21 protein-coding genes are annotated in these 20,027 nt (G+C 71.5%); 8 read left to right on the forward strand and 13 right to left on the reverse strand.

Going from position 1 to position 20,027, the window contains the following annotated elements; genetic code table 11:
• The first annotated feature begins 34 nt into the window (after positions 1-34).
• Together ABZ453_RS12605 and ABZ453_RS12610 are read left to right on the forward strand one after the other, a co-directional pair.
• On the forward strand, positions 35-1,393 hold the full coding sequence (locus ABZ453_RS12605; RefSeq protein WP_359014327.1) for a diacylglycerol kinase family protein: 1,359 nt from the start codon (positions 35-37) through the stop codon (positions 1,391-1,393).
• Positions 1,386-1,958, forward strand: a complete 573-nt coding sequence (locus ABZ453_RS12610; protein WP_359014329.1) for a phosphatase PAP2 family protein — start codon at positions 1,386-1,388, stop codon at positions 1,956-1,958. Before ABZ453_RS12605 ends, ABZ453_RS12610 begins: the two co-directional genes overlap by 8 nt.
• Here ABZ453_RS12610 and ABZ453_RS12615 read toward each other — a convergent pair whose 3' ends face one another.
• Together ABZ453_RS12615 and ABZ453_RS12620 are read right to left on the reverse strand one after the other, a co-directional pair.
• Entirely contained in the window at positions 1,959-3,497 is a 1,539-nt protein-coding gene (locus ABZ453_RS12615) for a PQQ-binding-like beta-propeller repeat protein (RefSeq protein WP_359014331.1), read from the reverse strand.
• A 48-nt stretch (positions 3,498-3,545) separates the two neighbouring features.
• Entirely contained in the window at positions 3,546-4,103 is a 558-nt protein-coding gene (locus ABZ453_RS12620) for a serine/threonine-protein kinase (RefSeq protein ID WP_359014333.1), read from the reverse strand.
• A gap of 204 nt (positions 4,104-4,307) precedes the next feature.
• On the opposite strand from ABZ453_RS12620, the gene ABZ453_RS12625 reads away from it, so the two are divergent.
• Entirely contained in the window at positions 4,308-5,126 is an 819-nt protein-coding gene (locus ABZ453_RS12625; protein WP_359014335.1) for an SAM-dependent methyltransferase, read from the forward strand.
• Positions 5,127-5,138: 12 nt separating this feature from the next.
• Here the strand turns inward: ABZ453_RS12625 and ABZ453_RS12630 are convergent, their stop codons facing one another.
• Both ABZ453_RS12630 and ABZ453_RS12635 read right to left on the reverse strand, forming a co-directional pair.
• Entirely contained in the window at positions 5,139-6,059 is a 921-nt protein-coding gene (locus ABZ453_RS12630) for a helix-turn-helix transcriptional regulator (RefSeq protein WP_359014337.1), read from the reverse strand.
• A gap of 99 nt (positions 6,060-6,158) precedes the next feature.
• Positions 6,159-6,389: a DUF397 domain-containing protein gene (locus ABZ453_RS12635; RefSeq protein WP_359014339.1), complete on the reverse strand. Its 231-nt coding sequence runs from the start codon at positions 6,387-6,389 to the stop codon at positions 6,159-6,161.
• A 197-nt stretch (positions 6,390-6,586) separates the two neighbouring features.
• Between ABZ453_RS12635 and ABZ453_RS12640 the strand changes: the two genes are divergently transcribed.
• Together ABZ453_RS12640 and ABZ453_RS12645 are read left to right on the forward strand one after the other, a co-directional pair.
• Entirely contained in the window at positions 6,587-7,117 is a 531-nt protein-coding gene (locus tag ABZ453_RS12640; RefSeq protein WP_359014341.1) for an ATP-binding protein, read from the forward strand.
• Positions 7,114-7,659 carry a hypothetical protein gene (locus tag ABZ453_RS12645; RefSeq protein ID WP_359014343.1) on the forward strand — a complete coding sequence of 182 codons (546 nt, stop codon included), beginning with the start codon at positions 7,114-7,116 and terminating at the stop codon, positions 7,657-7,659. Before ABZ453_RS12640 ends, ABZ453_RS12645 begins: the two co-directional genes overlap by 4 nt.
• Here ABZ453_RS12645 and ABZ453_RS12650 read toward each other — a convergent pair.
• The 5 genes from ABZ453_RS12650 to ABZ453_RS12670 are packed head-to-tail and all read right to left on the reverse strand — an operon-like array spanning position 7,651 to position 12,790.
• Entirely contained in the window at positions 7,651-8,511 is an 861-nt protein-coding gene (locus tag ABZ453_RS12650; RefSeq protein ID WP_359014345.1) for an STM4011 family radical SAM protein, read from the reverse strand. The genes ABZ453_RS12645 and ABZ453_RS12650 overlap by 9 nt on opposite strands.
• A 10-nt stretch (positions 8,512-8,521) precedes the next feature.
• Positions 8,522-9,859, reverse strand: a complete 1,338-nt coding sequence (locus ABZ453_RS12655; RefSeq protein WP_359014347.1) for an STM4012 family radical SAM protein — start codon at positions 9,857-9,859, stop codon at positions 8,522-8,524.
• Positions 9,856-10,671, reverse strand: a complete 816-nt coding sequence (locus ABZ453_RS12660; RefSeq protein WP_359014456.1) for an STM4013/SEN3800 family hydrolase — start codon at positions 10,669-10,671, stop codon at positions 9,856-9,858. Before ABZ453_RS12660 ends, ABZ453_RS12655 begins: the two co-directional genes overlap by 4 nt.
• The gene (locus ABZ453_RS12665; RefSeq protein ID WP_359014349.1) at positions 10,668-11,819 is read right to left on the reverse strand and encodes an STM4014 family protein; all 1,152 of its coding nucleotides are present in this window, start codon (positions 11,817-11,819) and stop codon (positions 10,668-10,670) included. The genes ABZ453_RS12660 and ABZ453_RS12665 overlap by 4 nt, the downstream gene beginning before the upstream one ends.
• Before the next feature lie 11 nt (positions 11,820-11,830).
• On the reverse strand, positions 11,831-12,790 hold the full coding sequence (locus ABZ453_RS12670) for an STM4015 family protein (protein WP_359014351.1): 960 nt from the start codon (positions 12,788-12,790) through the stop codon (positions 11,831-11,833).
• Positions 12,791-12,961: 171 nt separating this feature from the next.
• On the opposite strand from ABZ453_RS12670, the gene ABZ453_RS12675 reads away from it, so the two are divergent.
• Together ABZ453_RS12675 and ABZ453_RS12680 are read left to right on the forward strand one after the other, a co-directional pair.
• Entirely contained in the window at positions 12,962-13,288 is a 327-nt protein-coding gene (locus tag ABZ453_RS12675; protein WP_359014353.1) for a hypothetical protein, read from the forward strand.
• A 22-nt stretch (positions 13,289-13,310) separates the two neighbouring features.
• Positions 13,311-14,363: a DUF6745 domain-containing protein gene (locus tag ABZ453_RS12680; protein ID WP_359014355.1), complete on the forward strand. Its 1,053-nt coding sequence runs from the start codon at positions 13,311-13,313 to the stop codon at positions 14,361-14,363.
• A 9-nt stretch (positions 14,364-14,372) separates the two neighbouring features.
• On the opposite strand, the gene ABZ453_RS12685 is transcribed toward ABZ453_RS12680, so the two are convergent.
• The 3 genes from ABZ453_RS12685 to ABZ453_RS12695 all read right to left on the reverse strand — a co-directional run bounded on the left by ABZ453_RS12685 (position 14,373) and on the right by ABZ453_RS12695 (position 16,922).
• Positions 14,373-14,774, reverse strand: a complete 402-nt coding sequence (locus tag ABZ453_RS12685; protein WP_359014357.1) for an OsmC family protein — start codon at positions 14,772-14,774, stop codon at positions 14,373-14,375.
• 88 nt (positions 14,775-14,862) lie between these two features.
• Positions 14,863-16,515: a serine/threonine-protein kinase gene (locus ABZ453_RS12690; RefSeq protein ID WP_359014359.1), complete on the reverse strand. Its 1,653-nt coding sequence runs from the start codon at positions 16,513-16,515 to the stop codon at positions 14,863-14,865.
• 185 nt (positions 16,516-16,700) lie between these two features.
• Positions 16,701-16,922, reverse strand: coding sequence for a hypothetical protein (locus ABZ453_RS12695; protein WP_359014361.1), 222 nt, complete (start codon positions 16,920-16,922; stop codon positions 16,701-16,703).
• Between the two features lie 538 nt (positions 16,923-17,460).
• Between ABZ453_RS12695 and htpG the strand changes: the two genes are divergently transcribed.
• Positions 17,461-19,368: a molecular chaperone HtpG gene (htpG, locus tag ABZ453_RS12700; RefSeq protein ID WP_359014363.1), complete on the forward strand. Its 1,908-nt coding sequence runs from the start codon at positions 17,461-17,463 to the stop codon at positions 19,366-19,368.
• Between the two features lie 174 nt (positions 19,369-19,542).
• On the opposite strand, the gene ABZ453_RS12705 is transcribed toward htpG, so the two are convergent.
• The gene (locus ABZ453_RS12705) at positions 19,543-19,953 is read right to left on the reverse strand and encodes a hypothetical protein (RefSeq protein ID WP_359014365.1); all 411 of its coding nucleotides are present in this window, start codon (positions 19,951-19,953) and stop codon (positions 19,543-19,545) included.
• Between the last annotated feature and the right edge of the window lie 74 nt (positions 19,954-20,027).

The raw sequence follows: 20,027 nt of genomic DNA on the forward strand, positions 1-20,027 counted from the left end.
CGGACCATGGACCCCGGGGACTGCCCGACGCATCATGCACGCGACTCGAAGGACAGGTGAGGCGGAGCCGGGCTCGGCACGACTGCTGGCCCGGCTCTCCCTGGTGTGCGTCGCCGGTGCCGTGGCCGCCGTGGTCGCGGGCGCCGGGAAGTCGCTGATCCTGCTGCTGGGCCTGGTGGGACTCGCCCTGGCCGGGGCCGGTATCTGGTGGGCGCTGGCGCACCGCGGCATCGCCCGTTTCGTCGGCGCGCTGCTGGCAGTCGTGGCGCCGATGGCCGTTCTGGTGCTCTTCGCGGTGTCGGGCCTGTGGCTGGTGGCGGTGGGGGCCGTGGCCGCCTGGACCGCCGCGCTCGCCTGTGCGCGCAGCGCGCTGCGCAGGCAGCGCAAGCCGCACGGAATGCATTCCCGCAGCACGCGCAGACCCCGCCGCCCCGTACTGATCATGAACCCGCGCTCCGGGGGCGGGAAAGTCGGCAAGTACGGGCTGGTGGAGCGGGCCGAAGCCCTCGGCGCCCGGGTGATCCTGCTCGACCTGGACACCTCTCCGGACCCGGTGGCGCTGGCCCGGCAGGCGGTCGCCGAGGGCGCCGACCTGCTGGGGGTGGCCGGCGGTGACGGCACCCAGGCCCTGGTGGCCGGTGTGGCCGCCGAACACGGCCTGCCGTTCATGGTGGTGACCGCCGGCACCCGCAACCACTTCGCCCTGGACCTCGGTCTCGACCGCGACGACCCCACGCGCAGCCTGGACGCGCTCACCGACGGGGTGGAACTCCGCGTCGACCTCGGGGACGTGGCGGGCCGGCCGTTCGTCAACACGGCCTCGTTCGGCACCTACGCGCACATCGTGCAGAGCCCCGACTACCGCGAGGCCAAGGCGGCCACCGCCCTCGACCAGCTGCCGGACCTGCTGACCGGCGAGGCGAGCACCGAGCTGACCGCCCATGCCGACGAGGAGCGACTTCAGGCTCCGCAGGCGGTACTGGTCAGCAACAACCCCTACGCCCGGGCCGACCCCCTGGGAGGGGCGCGCAGGGAACGGCTCGACTCGGGCAGGCTCGGCGTGATCGCGGTCCGGGTGGAGGGCGCGGCCCAGGCCGCCGAGGTGGCGCTGCTGGGGGAGCGGGCCAGCGGCATCACGACCCTGACGCCCCGCCGTGTGGTCGTCGAGTCCGAGGCGGAGCTCATCCCGGTGGCCGTGGACGGTGAGGCACTGACCCTGCCCACACCCGTCGTGTGCACGATACGTCCCGGCGCACTGCGGGTACGTGTGCCCAGGCACAGACCGGGCGCCCCGTACGTCGCACCCTCCGTCGACTGGCGGCGTATCGTGCGCCTCGCGTTCCACCGGGCACCCGACCCACGAGAGAAGAACCAGGAGCACAGCGATGGCTGACCGCACCCCGCGGGAACAAGGTGTACCGCGAGGCCTGCTGCATGATCTCGCCGCCCTCGACCAGGCGCTGTACGAGGCCGTGACGGTCACCAGCACACCCGCGCTGGATTCCGCGCTGCGCCGGCTGTCCGCGGCGGCCGACCACTCCAAGATCTCCTTCGCCGTCGCCGGGGCACTCGCGCTGAGCCCCGGCCGGACACGGCGCGCCGCCGCACTCGGGGTCGCGGCGATCGGCGTCGCCTCGGCCACGGCCAACCTGCTCGGCAAGCGGCTCGTCCGACGGCCACGCCCCCACCGCGCCGTGGACTCGCCGTTCCCGGGGCGGCACGTGCCGATGCCCGCGTCCGCGTCGTTCCCCTCCGGGCACACCGCCTCGGCCGTCGCCTTCGCCGCAGCGGTCGGCCCCGCGCTGCCCGTCGCGACGGTGCCCCTGGGCCTGCTGGCCGTCGCCGTGGGCTACTCGCGCGTCCACACCGGGGTGCACTACCCGGGCGACGTCATCGCCGGCGCGGTCCTGGGCACCGGAGCCGCGGCCACGGTCCTGGCCGCCGCCCGCCACCTCTAGCTACGGCTCGGCAGGGCGGGTGACGTCGCCCACCGAGAAGACACCCGGTCCGCTGACGCCGTACAGCACGCTGCCGACCAGCAGTGGCGGTACGCCGCTCGGCGACAGTTCCTCGAAGGACTGTCCCGTCGTGTCGAAGGAGCGTCCGGTGCGTCCGATCTCCTGGCCGGTGCGCGGGTCGAGGGCGAGGACGCTGGTGTCCGGCATGGTGACGTACAACCGGCCGTCGTGCAGGGACGGTTCACTGAAGACGCGCAGGTCGCGGTCGCTGGTCCACAGCGGCTTGCCGTGCCTGAGGTCCAGGGCGAGCAGCGTCTCGTGGTCGTAGTCGAAGATGTACATGGCGTCGCCGCGCACCAGCGGCGGGGCCTCCGGGTCGACGCTCCAGGGGAAGTCGATGCGGCGGGTCCTCCCGCTGCGCAGGTCCTGGATGAAGAAGGCGGCGGAGACACCGCTGTCGTTCTCCCAGCGGGCGTAGTAGGCCGTGCCGTCGTGCACCGTGGCCAGCCACAGGTCCCCCTTGGGCGCGTCGACGACGCCCACATTCCTGCCGGTGCGGGCGTCGACACGGGCGATCCCGCCGCTGCCGCCGCGCAGATCGGCGTAGAGCAGACCTTGGGAGCCCTCGTAAAAGGGCTGGGCGGAGTTGCCGGTCAGCGTCCGCCGCCACAACTCAGCGCCCGTGCGGGGCTCGTGGGCCGCGTAGCGGGCGGTTCGGGAGGTTCCGAGGGGGTCGAGGCGGACCAGCAGCACACCGCCCAGTGCGGAGAAGCCGCCCAGCGGGCCGTCCAGGTGCCACAGCCGCTTCCCGGTCCGGCCGTCGTAGGCGTCCAGGCCCTCGGACCGGTCGGCGCTGTTGACGTAGACCACGCCGTCGTGCACGACGGGCTCGCTCAGCGAGAAGCTGCTGACCTTCTTCTCGCTCATGGGCCTCGTCCAGTCCACCCGGCCGGTGGCGGGACTCAGCCGCATCAGCGCGACCTGCGGGGAGGAGCAGAAGACACCGAGCGCGTCCGGTGTGCACGCGGGCTTCATGTCCATCGTCTTGTCGTCCGACTCGAGCGCGTTGTGCCACGGTTTCCAGCCGGCCGGTGTCGAAGCCGACGGATGGGCGGCCCGTACGACGGCTCGGTCGGACGTGTCGCTCGAGGCGAGCACGGAGGCGGTGACGGCCGTGGCCGCGACGGCGAGGACCGCCGCTCCCGCGACCACGGTCCGCATCCGCCTGCCGCGCCGCTTCGCCCGCGCCGGCACCATCGCCGTGTCGGTGAGCGCGGTCACCGGGCCCGGTGACGGCTGGTCGGCGGGCTCCTCGTCGGGCAGTTCCTCGGGCAGGGCCGCGAGGGCCTTCAGTACCTCGCCGGAGGTGGGTCTGCCGGCCGGGTCCTTCGTCAGACAGGCCGTCACCAGCGGGCGCAGCGGCCGCGGCAGCCGGCCCAGGTCGGGCTCGCCGTGGACGGTGGTGTACGCGGCGAGATAGGCGTTCTCCGCCTCGAAGGGGCTGCGTCCGGTGGCCGCGTACACGAGCACCGCGCCCATGGAGAACACGTCGACCGCCGGCCCCACGTCGCGCGGCCGGCTGAACTGCTAGGGGGCCATGAACGGCGGCGAGCCCATCACCACACCGGTCTGGGTACGCACGTCGCTGCCGGCGGCACGCGAGATGCCGAAGTCGATGACGCGCACCGCCCCGTCCTCGCCGTCCGCGTCCAGCAGCAGCACGTTGCTGGGCTTGAGATCCCGGTGCACCACCCCGGCCCGGTGGATCTCCCGCAGCGCCTCGGCGAGTTCGGTGCCCAGTCGGCGCAGCGAGGGCCAGTCCAGCGGACCCGACTCGGCGACGCGGTAGGTGAGGGTCCGTCCGGGGACGAAGGCGGTGGCCATCCACGGCCGGGCCGCCTCCGGATCGGCGTCCACGACCGGCGCGGTGAACGCCCCGCTGACCTGCCGGGCCGCCGCGACCTCCTGCCGGAACCGGGCCCGGAACTCGGCGTCGTCCGCGTACCGGGCGTGGATCACCTTGATGGCGACGGCCCGTCCCGACACCGACCGCCCGAGGTAGACGACACCCATGCCGCCGGTCCCGATGCGCGCCTCGATCCGGTATCCCCCCACCGACCGGGGATCGTCCTCGCGCAGGGTCACCTGAGCTCCTTCACCGGGTGTGGCCTCCATGAACGAGTACGGGTCGTGTGGCATGGACCGTTCACTCTAACGGTGCGTCCGACGGCCGGGCACAGCACTGTTACGGGTACTTCGATCAAGTGCTTGGTGGCTCAAGTGCGGTGTCCCTAGGATGTATTGCCTGGCGTTCGGGTGCGCCGGGTCCGTGCGGGAGTGGGGGAGACGATGGAGTCCGGGAAGCAGTTGTCCACGAAGATCGATGCGACGGTGCCCACGGCCGCGCGCATGTACGACCACTATCTGGGCGGCAAGGACAACTACGCCGTGGACCGGGCCGCCTGCGAGGAACTCGACAAGGTCGTCCCGAGCACGCGCGCGCTGGCGCAGAACAACCGGCGCTTTCTGCAGCGGGTGGTGCGGACGCTGGCGCAGGAGTACGGCGTGCGCCAGTTCCTCGACCACGGCTCCGGTCTGCCCACGCAGAACAACGTGCACCAGGTCGCGCAGCGGGTCGATCCCGAGACGCGGGTGGTCTACGTCGACAATGACCCGATGGTCCTGGTGCACGGCCGTGCCCTGCTGGACCAGAACGACCGCACCGCCGTCATACAGGCGGACCTGCGCGACACCGACACGATCTTCTCCCATCCCGACACCGAGCGGCTGATCGACTTCTCGCAGCCGGTGGCCGTGCTGTTCAACTCGGTCTTCCACTGCATCCCCGACAGCGACACCGACGGTCCGCTGGCGGTGGTGGGCCGGGTGGCCGAACGGCTCGTCCCCGGCAGCTACCTGGTGATGTGCCAGCTGGTGAGCGAGGACGCCGAAGTGCGGGAGTTCGTCACGAACTTCATGGACCAGGCGACCCAGGGCCACTGGGGGCGGGTGCGCCAGGAGAAGGACGTCGCCGAGTGGTTCGAGGGGATGGACGTCCTGGAGCCGGGCCTGGTGGAGGTCTCCACCTGGCGGCCGGACAACGAGGTGGCGCCGCGTCAGCTCACCCAGGAGTGGATCGAGTTCGGCGGGGTGGGCCGCCTCCGGTAGCGGCGGCCCGGGTCACCGGGCCCCGTACCGCACTTCGGCCGTCTCCCGCAGGAGGGTCAGGGACTCGCGGGGGTTGAGGGCCTCGTCCGCCAGTCGGTCGAGGGTCACCCGGTACTCCTCCGTCTCGTCGCGGTCCTCCAGGAACGTCGCGCTCCTGATGTGCTCGAGGTAGACCACGTCCGGCAGTTCGAAGCCGCCGAAGCGCAGATAGGTGACGGGGATGGCCGGTGCGGAGGCGTTCGTCACGTCCAGGGGGACGATCTGCACGGTCACGTGGGGGAGTTGCGCCATCTTGACCAGGTACTCGAGCTGTTCCCGCATCACCTCGCGGCTGCCCAGCACACGCCACAGCACCGACTCGTCGACGACCGCCCACAGCTGGGGCGGGTCCGAGCGCTGCAGCAACTCGCGTCGCCGCGTGCGCAGTTCCACCCGCCGCTCCACCTCGCGGGCCGGCGCCGAGGGCAGGCCGCGTTCCACCACGGCACGGGTGTAGGCCGGGGTCTGCAGCAGTCCGGGAACGTACTGGATCTCGAAGGTACGGATCGCCTCGGCCGCCTCCTGCAGTCCGACGAGCCGGTCGAACCACTCGGGCATCAGACGCTTGTCGAAGCGCTGCCACCACCCCGGTTCCCCGGCGCGCCGCAGCAGCTGCAGCAGGACGGACGTCTCGTGGTCGTCCGTCTTGTACAGCTCCAGCAGCGCCCGGACATCATCCTCGGTGGGTGGCCGACGTCCCTTGCCCGCCTCGATGCGCGACAACTTCGCCGGGCTGAACCCCACGGCTCGAGCGGCCTGTTCCTGGGAGAGGCCGACATCCTCGCGGAAACCCGCCAACTGCACGCCGACCAGCATCTTCAGCAGGGTAGGGGCCGGTTCGGTGCGGTCGAGATACGGTTCGAGGCGGGAGACGCGCGGTGACTCGGACGACATCCTGACTCCCGGTACGCAGACGACAACAGGGCGCATTATCGCACTGTTCCACCTCTCGGCGCCCGTGTCGCCGGAAGTGGCGTCCGGGAGACCGCGGGATCATACGAGGTGGTCGAACTCCCCGTCCTTCGCGCCGGCGATGAAGGCGGCCACCTCGGCCGGTGTGTAGACCAGCGCGGGCCCGTGCGGGTCGCGGGAGTTGCGCACGGCGACGCCCCCTTCGGGCAAGGCGGCGACCTCCACGCAGTTGCCCTCGGCGTTGCTGTGACGGCTCTTGATCCAGTCCACGCCCAGCGCACTGGCCCGCACCCCGTTAGGAACTGACGGCACGGCACTCTCCTTGCTCGTGTTGCGCCACATCAGCGCCCTGCCACCTCACCGGTGGAGGGCCGCCCGTGGCGGCGGCTGCATCGTTCAACGCATGCAATTTTCCGTGAAATTGCACGAACCTGCTCTCAGCGTGGATAATAACCAGGGCGTCAACCGCCCCCGCTGGCGCCCGTCCTGTCGTCCTCTCAGGAGGTGCTGTGTCGTCGCCCGCGCACCCAGCAGCCCTGTTCGGCCCGCCCGCGCGCTCGGAGGACCTCCCCCCGCTCCTGGCCGCACCCGCGCGCCGCGCTCCCCGCACCGCCGCCCTGTGCCTGTCCGGCACCGGCAGGGGAAGCGCCCAGGCCCGCGCCTTCACCGAACACACGCTCGGCCACTGGCGGTTGGACCACTGCCGTGACGACGCGCTGAGCATCGTCTCCGAACTCGTCGCCAACGCCCTCACCCACGCCCGGCCCGACCCCGCCGCCGAGCACGAGGTGTGGCTCAGGCTGACCCTGCGCACCAGTCACCTCGTCTGCGCCGTCAGCGATCCCGACAGCGCCGTACCGACGTGTCGGCCGGCCTCCGACGACCTGGACGAGAACGGCCGCGGCCTGCGCATCGTCGACGCCCTGTCCGAACACTGGGGCTGGACCCGCCGAGCCCTCATGGGCAAGACCGTCTGGGCCATGCTGCCCACACGGCGCCGCATCCTGGACGGGGGAGACGGCGACAGCCCGAAGCGATGAACGCCACCATTCGGAACGACCAGCCGCCCGCCACCCTCGGCGACGTCACACGGGTGCCATGGCGCGAGATCAAGGACACCACCGGGTCCGCCGCAGCCATCCCCTACCTGCTCGCCGCCCTGGCCTCGGGCGACGCCGGCGCCGCCCACACCGCGCTGGCGGGCCTGCGCAACCGCATCTGCCGCCACGGCTTCCTCGTCGACCAGGCCACCGCCGTCACCGTCCCGTTCCTGTGGGACCTCGCCCAGCGCCCCCAGGTCACCTGCCGCGCCCAGATCCTGCACCTGCTCCGCAACATCGCCGGCGCCCGCCAGTGGGAGACCACGGCCGCCGCCTACCCCAAACTGCGCCACCGCCACGGCGACCACATCGCCTGGGAGCACGCCGCCCGCCGGGCCGTCCGCGCCCACAGCGACGCCATCCCGCGACTGCTGAGCGAACCGGACGCCGAACTGGTCGACGCCACCGAGGAACTGGCCACCGCACTGGCCGCCCCGGAGGGCGGGAGCCCCGCCGGGTGGTCGTGCACACGCTCACCCTGACCCGTGCGGCACCGCGGCCGGGATCCGCTCCAGAACCCCGCCGGCGAACACGTCGTACAGGGGCAGCGTCTCCAGATGCACATAGCCGATGTGGCAGTCGCACACGGCCAGCGGACACGGCCGGGGACTCAGGGCGGCGCGGTAGGCGCCGTCGTAGAGATTGCCCAGTTCGGCACGGACGAAATGGCAGCGCCGCACGGTGCCCTCGCCGTCGACCGAGATCACGGACTCACCGGTACGGCAGGGCAGGCCGGCGCTGGCGTGCGGGTGGCGGCTGTAGGGGAACAGGGGATCGAGCGCGGTCCACCGGTCGGCCTCGGCGTCCTGATAGGTGTGCCCCTCGGCCGCGTTGACCCACAGATAGACATGGCCGGGCAGGTCGGCCCGCAGACGGCGGGCGGCCTCCAGATGCTCGGGCACCCCCACCACACCGACGCTGAAACGGACGCCCCGGTCGGCGAGTTCACCGCACTTTCCGAGAAAGCGGTCGTACGGCGTCTGCCCGGGGTGGTAGGTGCACCACAGGGCCAGGGTGTCCAGATCGGCGTCCGCGAGCCAGTCGGTGCGGCAGCTGAGGTTGGTCTGGATGGCGACCCGGCGGAGGTGCGGCAGACGGGACAGCCGCACGAGGGTCTGCCGGTACCAGGAGCGCACCAGACCCTCACCCCACGGAGTGAACAGCAGCGACAGACGATCACCGCTCCGGGCGGCGGCCCAGTCCGCGAAACGCTCCAGCGCGGCCCGGTCGGCACGCAGTTGCGCGGTCGAATCGCGCCGCTTGGCGAACGGGCAGTAGGGGCAGTCGTAGTCACAGGAGGCGAGCGGCCCCCGATAAAGGATCGTCAGGTCCATGGACGGACGGTCACTTCCTCTCGTACGCGGCCATCGCGGCCCGCACGGCAGGCGAGAACAACCGCGGGCCGATCGCGTCGGAGTGGGCGAGCCCCTCCGGACTCAGACGCAGGCGCGCGGACCCGCAGTCGGCCAGCCAGCCACGCTCGGCCAGCCCCTCGATCTCGGCGGTGAAGTCGTCGCCGGGAGAACTCCCGAACCGCGCACGGTAGTCGGCGACCTCCAGGCCCTCCGCCTGCAACAGGGACTGCAGGAGATGCCGTCGACGGGCCTCGTGGGCGTCCATCCGGTAGCCGACCTCGGCGTGGGCGAAGTCGGCGGCGCGGACGTAGTCGTCGATGATGCCGCGGATCTCGTGCATGCCCACCGCGTAGTCGAAGGAGTAGTGCAGCCCCCGGGTGTACGAACGCGCCCCGCACCCGAGGCCGATCATGCCGTCGGTCTGGCAGGCGTAGTCGTCGGCACCCTGCGGCGGAGCGTCCGCGCGGCGGAACATCCGCATGGACTGCTGGACGTACCCCTGCGCCAGGAGATGGTCGCGGCCCGCGCGGTACAGGCGCAGCCGCTGCTCGTCCCAGGCCGGGTCGGTGCCCGACCCGCCGCGGTGGCGGTCGAGACCGGTCAGGGGGCGGACGTAGAGCGGATAGAGGTACAGCTCCTCCGGACGCCAGGCCAGGGCCGCGTCCAGTGAGTGCCGCCAACTCGGCTCGCTCTGGCCGTCGATGCCGTAGATGAGGTCGATGTTGAGGACCGGGATGCCGGCGTTCCGGACGCGGCCCAGCGCGGCCTCGACGTCGGCGCGGCGCTGCGGGCGTACGGCGGCCCGGGCCTCGGCGTCGACGAAGCTCTGCACGCCCAGGCTCAGTCGGGTCGTGCCGCGCTCCGCCAGCACGGCGAGACGGTCGGCGGTGGCCGTGGCGGGCGAGGCCTCGACGGACAGCGGGATCGCCCGCAGATCGGCGCCCATGCGCCGCTCGGCGATGTCGCACAATCGCGCGAGTTCGGCCGCGGTCAGGAAGGTGGGCGTGCCGCCGCCGAAGGCCGCGGTGGCGAAGCGCGCCTCGCTCGTGTCGCCGAGTGCCTCGCGCACCGCGTGGGCCTGCCGCTCCAGGGCGTCCAGGTAGGCGCCGGTCAACCCGTCGGGCGCGCCGATGCGCGTGAACAGGTTGCAGAAGCCGCAGCGCACCTCGCAGAACGGTATGTGCAGATAGAGGGAGAGAGCGCTCTTGTCCTCGCCCGCCCACAGCGACCGCAGCGCGGGCCGGTCGGGCAGAGGGCGGTAGGCGGTCTTGTGCGGATAGGCGTACACGTAGTGCTGGTAGGGACTGGTGAGCTGCGCTGTGGTCATCGGGCGGCCTCGGCGGGGTCGAGGAAGAACTGGGCGTAGGGCACGGTCCACACGGACTCGTGGCCGAGGCGGTGGCCGGTGTAGCCGTCGTCGCCGTAGGCGGTGCCGTGGTCGGAGCAGACGATCGCGAAACAGCGGCGCCGGGAGCTCGCGGCGGCGAAGAGGCGGCCGATGTGCCGGTCGACGTACTCCAGCGCGGCGGCGTGCGTGGCGCGACTGTCCCCGGCCTCGCGGGTCGCGCCGGGCAGGTGGAACCAGTTCGGCTGGTGCAGGGCGGAGACGTTCACGAAGAGGAACAGCCGCTGCTCTGCGGGGAGTTGGGAAACGATCCGCTCGGCTCCGGCGATCTGGTTCTCGAAGGACCGGGGCGAGGTGACGCCGAAGCCGGTCTCCCAGTGTGACTCGTCGAAGAGGCCGGGCAGGACCGAGCCGAGCGGGCCCTGCTTGTTGAAGAAACCGACGCCCCCGACGCACACGGTGTGATAGCCCGCCTTGGCCAGCCCGGACACCAGGTCGGGGGTGTCGTAGACGAAGGTGCCGTCGGCGGTGGTCTCGCTGCCGGCGAAGCTCGCCGCGAACAGCCGCGGATGCGGCCCCGGTGAGGCCGGGGTCGGCAGGAAACCCGCGAAGATCGCCTGATGGGAGGCGTAGGTGAAGCTGCCGGGCGCGTGGCGCTTCTCCCAGGCGCCGCCCGGAAGATGACGGACCAGGTTGGGGATACGGCCCTCGGCCGCCAGCTCGACGGCCACGTCGTGGCGGAGTGTGTCGAGGGTGACGAGGAGGAGGTCGTCGCGGCCGACGATCTCGTTCATGTCGGGCTCGGACATGCGCTGTTCCTGTTCTGTACGGGCGGTGCGGGCCGCGTGTGGATGAGCAGGGCGGCCGCCACCTGCGCGGCGTAGGTGTCCAGTCCTTCGGCGCCACTGCCGGGCAGACCGGTCAGCCGGGGCAGCAGATCGCCGAAGGCGTTGACCTCGCCGACGAAGGCTCTGCGCCACCCGACGGCCGGCAGCAGATCGACGCCGACGCACAGCGTGCGCGGAAAACAGGCCGCCGCCCGCTCGCACACCTCCAGCACGTCCCCCCAACGGCCCCCCGACGCCTCCACGGCCTCGCGGGCGGCCTCCAGGTCGCCCCGGCTGCCCCCGAGATGGAGGTTGGTCAGCGGTGTGCGACTGGTGCGGACCACCGCGTGGGTGGCCCGGCCGGCGACCACGACCACCCTCAGATCCGCCGCGCGTCCCTGCAGGGAGGCCTTGGGCACCCAGCGCTCGAGATGCAGCCCCTCGGGCGCCAGCGTGTTGACGACGACGGCGATGTCCCGCTCGCGCTCGTACCGCCGCACCCTGAGGGAGTTGTACAGACGGCCGTCCGCGGCGAGCTCCACCGAGGTCGTCGCCCGGATCCGCCCGCCCCCGCCCGCCTCCACGGCCAGAACCCCGGAAGCGGACGACCCGTGAGCGGGCTTGACGAACAGCCGCGGCATACGGTGCTCCCGCATCAGCGTCCGCACATCGTCCCAGTCCCGCACCGCCGCGCCCTCCAGCCCTGACGTCGGCGAGAACGGCACCAAGACCCCCGCCGCATCCAGTACGGCGTGACAACGGCGCTTGTCGAACAGCACCGCGAGCTCGTCGGGATCGTCCAGCCGGACACCACCGCGCAGCGACCGCAACGCGGCGATCAGCCCCGCGTACCAACGCGCCGACCCCTCCACCCGAGTGGGATCGGACACTCCCCGCAACAGACGGTCGACCTCTGGATCCTCGCCGGGAGAGTCGACGCGCACGATGTCGTCCGCGTCGAAGTCCGCACCCCCCTCGCGCAGGACGTCCGCCCACGGCACACGACGCGGCTCGGACAGGCCGGCCGCACGCACCGCGTCGGCGAAGAGGGAAACCCGCCGGTTGCCCGGGTTCCCGACCACGGCGAAACGCGGCAGAGTCGCTGCCCGGCTCACCAAGCGGGCACTCACTCGCCCACGGCGACATAGCGCCAGACCGTGCCGTCGTCCTCGGTGTCCTCGTCCGCGTCACCGCGGTCGAGATCGACCTCCACGCCCGCCGACACCAGCGTCCGGCGGACCCGCTCCACGAAGGGCTCGCTCAGGTAGTGATGGTGGAGGTCGAGCTTCTTGAGGTGGGTGAGCGGCTGTCCGCCGAGCAGGGCACCGGCGCCCTCGTCGGTCAGCACGCCCATGGACAAATCCAGCACCTCCAGGCGGGCGACGACGGGAGCGGCGGCGACGGCCGCGGCCACCGCGTCCTGCATCTCGCTGTTGCGCAGGGCCAGATGACGCAGACGCGGCAACCGCGCGCCGGACAGGATGCCCTCCAGGTCGCCGACCTCGCTGTCACCGCCGTAGTCGGGAGTGCCCAGCCACAGGTCCAGGTGCTCCAGCGCGGGCAGATCACTGGCGCCGACCCCGCGCACCACCGCGGCGGGCAACCCGCCCGTCTCCACGACCAGCCGGCGCAGCGAACCATGGCTCAGGGCGGTGAACCCCAGCCCCGATCCACCCCGCACACCGAACTCCTCCAGCGCCGGAAAACCCGTCAACAGCCCACTGACGTCCGTCTGGTTGATCCAGGAGATCTCGCACTCCTCCATCACCATGTCCCCGAGGAACAGCGCGCGCAGCGCGGGGAAGCGGTCCCGCGCCCCGAGCAGGGCGGCGATCACGGGGGAGGGGTCGGTGTCGTACGCCTCCTGCCAGGCGCCCACGATCAGGGCCCGCACCCGGGTGGTGTCCACGGCGGCACAGAAACGGGCGAAGGCGTCCTCCCAGTCCTCGTCGGCGTCGTACACGTCCGACGTGATCCGCCAGGCCACGGAGTCCGCGTCGGGCAGTACGTCCGTCGGCGCGGCGGGACCGGGAAAGGTGTGCGCGGGCAGCCGGTACAACGCGTCGAGATGGTCGTGGATGGTCATTCGGCCGCTCCTGAGGAGAACGAGTGCGCGGGATGTGATGTCGGCAGTTCTACCAACAGCCACTGACAACCCCCCTCGGTGGGGCGGGATTCGGGGGCGTTGTCAGTGGCGGCCCCTACGGTCTTGGTCAGGAGGCCGGTGCGTGGTGCACCCGGCGGTGAGGGGAATGCCGTGTTCAGGCAGGGAGACGTGCTGATCGTGCCGGTGACGCAGGAGGCGGTTCCGGCGCATGTGGCCCACGCGCCCAGGGAGCGACGGGACGGGCGGGGCCGCCTCGTGCTGGCGCTGGGCGAGGTCACCGGCCACGCCCACGCGGTCGTGGGGCCGGGCGAACTGGTTCGGGAGCCGGGGCCGTTCGGCCCGCTGCTGCTGCATCTACCCCAGGGCGGCCGGGTGGTGCACGAGGAACACGCCGCGATCGCGCTGCCCAAGGGCTGGTACCGGGTGATCAGACAGCGGGAATACGTGCCCGGGTCCGTCCGCGTCGTCGCCGACTGAACAGCGCAGAGGAGCACAGCACATGAACAGCACGGACACCGAAGAGCCCCTGACCCGGGCGAGCACCGGCCACGACCTGTCGACGTGGCGCGCGTACGCCTCCGCGACCGCTCCCGCCGACCGCGTGACCGCCGAGCACGGCATCCGGCGGGCCTACCGGGAGGCGGGACTGCCCGAGCCGGAGCAGGTGATGTGGGCCGACTCCCCGCGCGCGGCCGTGACGCTGATACGACAGCTCACCGGCCGGGGCCCCAGCGTGCGCGAAGCGCTGCGCACCGCTCCCTGGGCGCTGGAGAGACGTCGGCTGCACGCCGAACTCGGCGCCGAGGGCTGGGCCGCGCACTGGGCGGCGACCGGCGCACGCCTGTGGGCCTCCACCCAGCCTCTCGTCGACCGGATCGGCACCGGCGTCCTGGAGGACCTGGTGGGCCGCGACACCGGCAAGGAAGCGGCCGAGGTCCGCCTGCTCCTGCTGGACGCCGTGCTCGGCCAGCACGACGCCCCCTGGCTCGCCGCGTTCCCGACACACGACGGCCCGCTCGGCGCCCTGGCCGAGGTGTGCCGCAGCGCGGGCTGGTGGTGGCCCTTCGCTCGCATCGTCGTGGCGTCGGAACGGCCCGAGGCCCTCCACCGCGACGAGGCGGGCCGCCTCGACAACGGCGACGGCCCGGCCCTCGCCTACCCCGACGGCTTCGCCCTGCACGCCTGGCGCGGCATGCCCGTACCGCCCACGTTCATAGCCGAACTGCCCACCCTGACACCGGAACGCATCCGTGCCGAGGAGAACGCCGAGCTGCGCCGGGTGATGCTGGAGTACTACGGCTACGACCGCTACCTCGCCGATTCCGGGGCCCGCCCGGTGCACCGGGACGAGACCGGGACGCTCTGGCGCATCGAACTGCCCGACGACGAGCCGGTGGTGATGGTCGAGGTGCTCAATTCCACCCCGGAACCCGACGGCACCCGGCGGACCTACTGGCTGCGCGTTCCGCCGTCGACGCGGACGGCCAGGGCGGGCGTCGCCTGGACGTTCGGCCTGGAGGCCGACGTCTACGCGCCGGTGCGGGAGACGTGAGGGAGCCGGTCACCGGTCGGCGCTGCGGGTGACGCGAGCGCCTGCACGGATCGCCTTGGGGATCTCGGCGACGGTGTCCACGTGCTCGATCAGCCGGTCCTGGTCGGCGCGGGGCGCGGCCGAGTCGAGCGTGACCGCATAGCTGATCCCCGTGGACGCCCAACTACCGCTGTCGAAACCGCCGGTCGCGCTGACGCGCACACCGTCCAGCGCGATCCCCATGCCCTCCGCCTCGCGGTACAGGTCGTTCAGGACGCACCCGGCGGCCGCCAGATGCAGCAGATGCGCCCCCGTGAAGTCGGCCTCGACGCTGACCCCTTCCGGCGTCCAGCGATGCGGAAAACGGATCGAGTCCCCGCTCTCGGAACGCAGGGTGCCGGCACCGACCACGACGCCGAATCCGTCAGCCATGGGAGGTCCTTCGGACAGTTGGAGGCGGTCTGGAGGCTCTGACCGCGATGCCGTGGAATTCAACCAGAAACCTGGGCCGCCTTTGAACTCAGCTGCGGCTGCGGTGCAGTTCGGAGGGGGCGCCCGCGGACTGGGCACCTTCGTCGCCGAGGGCGATGGTGTCGGCGTCGGTGAGACGGACGACGTAGACATGCCCCTTCTCGCACAGCAGGGTGTCGGCCGACCGGTCGGTGGGGTGGCTGGTGACCGCCTCGAAAGTGGCCGTCGTGCCCTGGACACCGCGCAGTTCGAGGGCTTCGGCGCAGCCGACCTCGCGTCCGGTGCCGGCCTCGGTGACGTTGCTGACCTGTTTGCCGGCGAGGTCTCCACGGGCCGCCGTGTGAAGGGTCAGGGTGACCTTGAACGAGGTGGTACGGGGCTGGAGTCGCCCGTCGGCGTCCGGGGTGCCGGGTCCGGAACCGGTCCACACGCCCGCCCATGTCGCCGACAGACGTTCGGAGGCGGTGGAAACGGTGGGCGACACCGCCGAGCCACCGTTCCCGCCCGTGCCACCGGACCCGTCGTTCGTATCGCCGAACGCATTCAGCAGCACGGCCGTCAGCGCCGCGGCGACTGCGACGGCCACGACGCCGATGATCCACGGTCCGCGCCTGCGGGACGTGGTGGCCCGTCCGTCGGGCGCCGGGACGTACGGAGGGAACCCGACGAGGGCGGGCGGCGGCCCGAAGGCTCCGGGGCTGCTCGGGGCGGGGGCCAGGGACGGCTGTGACGCGGGAAGTACGGGGCCTTGACCGCCGGAAACCGAAACGGCCCCGTGAGGGGGAGCGGCCGCTGCCGCGGCGATCAGCTCACCGGCCTGAACCGCACGGGCCGCGATGTCCTCGGCGAGTCCGGAGGGCAGACTCGACTGCCACCCGGCGTCCGCCGCCAACCGGGGCAGCAGGGCGGCGAGTTCGGCGCCGACGGGCCGCTGGTCCGGGTCCTTGGCCAGGCATCGGCGTACGACGGGGAGCAGTTCACCGGGGACCCCGTCGAGGCGAGGCGCCTCATGGACGATCCGGTACATCAGGGATGCGGCGGACATTTCCTTGCCCGGTTGCTCGAAGGGTCCATGGCCAGTGGCCGCGAACACGAGCACGGCACCGAGGGAGAAGACGTCCCCGGGCGCGCCGGCGGCTCCGCGCAACGCCTGTTCGGGTGCGAGGTAACCGGGGGAGCCGATCACCCCGCCGGTGCGGGTGTGCCGGGAGTCGTCGGTGGCGCGGGCGATCCCGAAGTCGATGAGCATCGGCCGCTCGCGCGCGAGCAGTACGTTGGACGGCTTGACGTCCCGATGGGTCAGATCGCAGGCGTGTACGGCCGCCAGGGCCGCGGCCAGTTCCCCGGCGAGCGCCAGCAGGGTGGGGGCGGGAAGCGGGCCGTGTGTGGTGACCCGGTCGGCGAGGGACGGCGCGGCGACGTACTCGGTCGCCAGCCAGGGCGGGCGGTGCCCCGGAGGGCTGAAGTCCACCACGGACACGGTCCATGGCGAGCGGACCCGGTCACTGTTGCGGATCTCGCGGGCGAAGCGCTGCTCGAAGTCCGCCGTGGCGGCGACGTCCGGGAGGATGGTCTTGACGGCGAGTGGACGTCCGGCCGGGGTACGGGCCAGATACACCCGCCCCATTCCTCCCGCACCGAGCCGCGCCAGCAACGGAAAACCGCCGACCATGCCCGGATCCGTGGCATCGAGTGGCTGCACGCACGTCCTCCCCCGTCACGCATCGCCCCCTGGACCGCTGCCGCCGCGACGACGCGCGGATTCGGACGGCCGGGAGCAGGATACGGTGGCTGGGCAGGTCAACCCGCTCCACCCCGCCTGTACACGTCGACGACGATGGTGCCAGGCGGGCCGCGACCGGGGTGCAGAACGGTGCTAGAGCAGTGCTAGAGCTTGGTCATCTTCGCGTACGGGCTCAGGATCCGCATTTGCGCCGAGCCGAAGTCCACGAGCGCCGCGATGCCGTCCTCGATGCCGATGACCCGGCCGAGGCCGTACATGTCGTGCGTGACCTGGTCACCCACGGCGAAGTGCTTCGGAGCTGGTGCGACCGGGGCTTTGAAGGGGCTGGTGGGCAGATGACGCTTCGGTGACGCGGATTTGGTCATGGTTCAGTATGCGCCACCGCGGATCCCCCTCGCTGTGGCCATCGGCACAATCATGGACGACACGAACGGCAGCAGCCCACTGACCTGGGGTTTCGAGATCGAGTGCGACGAAACTGGCCCGCGGATCCGGGATTCGGCCACTCACGCGCTCTCTCCTGGTCACCTCGATCTTGCGCACGGTCCGCGTCCCCGATAGAACCGTCCGATGACAAGCGAGTCCGCGCCGAAGGCGCGGTGGAAGCTCCCCTGACCGTTTCCATTCCCAGGACCAGAGATTGCCGGATCCGCCGGTAGTGGCGCGGCGGCGCGGGGCAGGACCGTGGCAGCTGCCCGACGTAAGATCCTTCCCGAAGGACGCCGAATCGTCGCCGTCGGATGGGTGGAGTCGCCGAGCGCGTGGACGGCCCGACAGGACGGTCAGGAAGACATCGGAAGGGCCGGACGACCCGGTCCGGGATTCCTGGACTCCGGGCCGGGGCGCGTCACAGTGACTCTCGCCCGCATCGGTGACCAGGGACCTGCGAGGGATACGCGAACCATGCCGACCGAAACGTTTGAGTTCCAGGTTGAGGCCCGTCAGCTGCTGCAGCTGATGATTCACTCGGTCTACTCGAACAAGGACGTCTTCCTGAGGGAATTGGTCTCCAACGCCTCCGACGCGCTGGACAAGCTGCGTCTGGCCGCGCTGCGGGACGACAGCCTCGGGGCGGACACCAGCGACCCGCACATCGAGATCGAGGTCGACCCGGACGCGCGCACGCTCACCGTCCGGGACAATGGCATCGGAATGTCGTACGACGAGGTCGGCCGGCTCATCGGCACCATCGCCAACTCGGGTACGGCCGCTTTCCTGAAGGAGCTCAAGGAGGCCCAGGACGCGGCGGGCGCCGAGGGGCTCATCGGGCAGTTCGGCGTCGGCTTCTACTCCGGCTTCATGGTGGCCGACGAGATGACCCTGGTGACCCGGCACGCGGGGGAGAGCACCGGTACGCGCTGGTCGTCGCGCGGTGAGGGGACGTACACCCTGGAGACCGTGGAGGACGTGCCGCAGGGGACCGCCGTCACCCTCCACCTCAAGCCGGCCGATCCCGAGAACCAGCTGCACGACTACACCTCGGTGTGGAAGATCAAGGAGATCGTCAAGCGGTACTCGGACTTCATCACCTGGCCGATCCGGCTTGTGCCGAGGCCGGCGGATGACGACGGTGAGGACAGGTCCGAGCCCGAGACGCTGAACTCGATGAAGGCGCTGTGGGCCCGTTCGAAGGACGAGGTCTCCGAGGACGAGTACCACGAGCTGTACAAGCACGTCAGTCATGACTGGCGCGACCCCCTGGAGACGATTCGCCTCCAGGCCGAGGGCACCTTCGAGTATCAGGCCCTGCTGTTCCTGCCGGAGCACGCTCCGCACGACCTGTTCACCCGGGACTTCCGGCGCGGTCTGCAGTTGTACGTCAAGCGGGTGCTGATCATGGACGACTGCGAGGCGCTGCTGCCGCCGTACCTCCGTTTCGTCAAGGGGGTCGTCGACGCGCAGGACCTCTCGCTCAACGTCTCCCGCGAGATCCTCCAGCAGGACCGGCACATCCGGATGATCCAGCGCCGGCTGACGAAGAAGGTGCTGTCCTCGGTCAAGGAGATGAAGGCCAACGCTCCCGAGAAGTACGCCACGTTCTGGCGGGAGTTCGGCGCCGTGCTGAAGGAGGGACTGTTCGGCGATCCCGACAACCGCGACGCCCTGCTCGCCGTGGCATCGTTCGCCAGCACGCACGCCGAGGACGGGGCGACCACGCTCCAGGAGTACGTGGAGCGGATGAAGGACGGTCAGGACGACATCTACTACCTGACCGGCGAGTCGCGGCAGAGGCTGGAGAGTTCCCCGCACATGGAGGCGTTCCGCGCCCGCGGTGTCGAGGTGCTGCTGCTGACCGACCCCGTCGACGAGGTGTGGGTCGACGCCGTCGGTGAGTTCGAGGGCAAGCGGCTGCGGTCCGTCGCCAAGGGGGAGATCGACCTCGACGGACAGGGCGAGGAGCAGGCCGAGAAGGAGCGGGAGAAGCAGGCCGAGGAGTACGCGGGGCTGCTGGGCTGGATGAAGGGGCAACTGGAGGACGACGTGAAGGACGTCCGGCTGTCGGCGCGGCTGACGGTGTCCCCGGCCTGTGTCGTCTCCGACGCCCACGATCTGACCCCCGCGCTGGAGGAGATGTACCGGGCGATGGGCCAGGAGGTGCCGCCGACGAAGCGGATCCTCGAACTCAATCCGACTCATCCGCTCGTGCAGGGGATGAACCAGGCGTTCCAGGCAAGCGAGGACCGGAGCGAACTCGCCGAATCCGCCGACCTGTTGCACGGCCTGGCCGTCCTCGCGGAGGGCGGGCGGCCGAAGGAGCCGGCGCGTTTCGTGAAGCTGGTGGCGGAGCGGCTGGAGCGTTCCCTGCGGTGACGCGGCTGCGTGCCGGGGGCCTGGGACGCGTTCCCGGGCCTCCGGGTCGGCACGACGGATGAGCGCCCTTTGACGCCCGGGATGTGAGCGCCCGCGCGTGTAGTGGGCACCGGGTGGGGCAGCCGGGGGGACCAAGGCGAGTGGCCAGGAGGCTTCCTCCTCGGGACAGGCCGGTCAGTCACCGGCGCAGGCCGGGCAGGCGACCAACAAGAAGACCACGCAGGCGAAGACGGCCCGCATCAAGTTGTCCACGACCGTCGAGGCGGGTGCCGGCAGCTCGAGCAGCGGATCGTCGACCGGGTCCTCTATGAGTGCCTCCCCAGGGCAACAGCTGGATGGAGATCGATCTCCGGCGACTCGACGCGACGGGCACGGGGGACGTGAACGGTGTCGCCACCCGAACGACGCGCAGAGCGGCGGGGCGAGTGTCTCACCGCAGCAGGCCCGGGCGAAGGTCGTCATGGACTGCGGCGACTTCGGCATACAGGTCCGGGTGGCCGCGCCCTGGCGGTGCAGACGGTCGACGTGACCGCCGAGGTGGCCGAGCAGGGCGGGACGGGCGCGCAGGTGGCGTGAGACGTTCATGACCGCGGTCGTCGGAGGGGGGGGGCGGGCCCGCCCCCCGCGCCCCCCCCCCCGCCGGGGCTGGGGGTAGTAGT

Origin of the sequence: Streptomyces sp. NPDC005799 (assembly GCF_040630525.1) — a bacterium.
Lineage (GTDB): Bacteria > Actinomycetota > Actinomycetes > Streptomycetales > Streptomycetaceae > Streptomyces > Streptomyces griseorubiginosus_B.

Excerpts from the sequence above, each read along its gene's own strand:
- ABZ453_RS12650 (WP_359014345.1), bottom strand. The coding sequence starts at position 8,511 with ATGGACCTGACGATCCTTTATCGGGGGCCGCTCGCCTCCTGTGACTAC.
- ABZ453_RS12670 (WP_359014351.1), bottom strand. The coding sequence starts at position 12,790 with ATGACCATCCACGACCATCTCGACGCGTTGTACCGGCTGCCCGCGCAC.
- ABZ453_RS12610 (WP_359014329.1), top strand. The coding sequence starts at position 1,386 with ATGGCTGACCGCACCCCGCGGGAACAAGGTGTACCGCGAGGCCTGCTG.
- ABZ453_RS12680 (WP_359014355.1), top strand. The coding sequence starts at position 13,311 with ATGAACAGCACGGACACCGAAGAGCCCCTGACCCGGGCGAGCACCGGC.
- ABZ453_RS12655 (WP_359014347.1), bottom strand. The coding sequence starts at position 9,859 with ATGACCACAGCGCAGCTCACCAGTCCCTACCAGCACTACGTGTACGCC.
- ABZ453_RS12685 (WP_359014357.1), bottom strand. The coding sequence starts at position 14,774 with ATGGCTGACGGATTCGGCGTCGTGGTCGGTGCCGGCACCCTGCGTTCC.
- ABZ453_RS12645 (WP_359014343.1), top strand. The coding sequence starts at position 7,114 with ATGAACGCCACCATTCGGAACGACCAGCCGCCCGCCACCCTCGGCGAC.
- ABZ453_RS12660 (WP_359014456.1), bottom strand. The coding sequence starts at position 10,671 with ATGAACGAGATCGTCGGCCGCGACGACCTCCTCCTCGTCACCCTCGAC.
- htpG (WP_359014363.1), top strand. The coding sequence starts at position 17,461 with ATGCCGACCGAAACGTTTGAGTTCCAGGTTGAGGCCCGTCAGCTGCTG.
- ABZ453_RS12695 (WP_359014361.1), bottom strand. The coding sequence starts at position 16,922 with ATGACCAAATCCGCGTCACCGAAGCGTCATCTGCCCACCAGCCCCTTC.
- ABZ453_RS12705 (WP_359014365.1), bottom strand. The coding sequence starts at position 19,953 with ATGAACGTCTCACGCCACCTGCGCGCCCGTCCCGCCCTGCTCGGCCAC.
- ABZ453_RS12630 (WP_359014337.1), bottom strand. The coding sequence starts at position 6,059 with ATGTCGTCCGAGTCACCGCGCGTCTCCCGCCTCGAACCGTATCTCGAC.
- ABZ453_RS12625 (WP_359014335.1), top strand. The coding sequence starts at position 4,308 with ATGGAGTCCGGGAAGCAGTTGTCCACGAAGATCGATGCGACGGTGCCC.
- ABZ453_RS12605 (WP_359014327.1), top strand. The coding sequence starts at position 35 with ATGCACGCGACTCGAAGGACAGGTGAGGCGGAGCCGGGCTCGGCACGA.
- ABZ453_RS12615 (WP_359014331.1), bottom strand. The coding sequence starts at position 3,497 with ATGGGCGCGGTGCTCGTGTACGCGGCCACCGGACGCAGCCCCTTCGAG.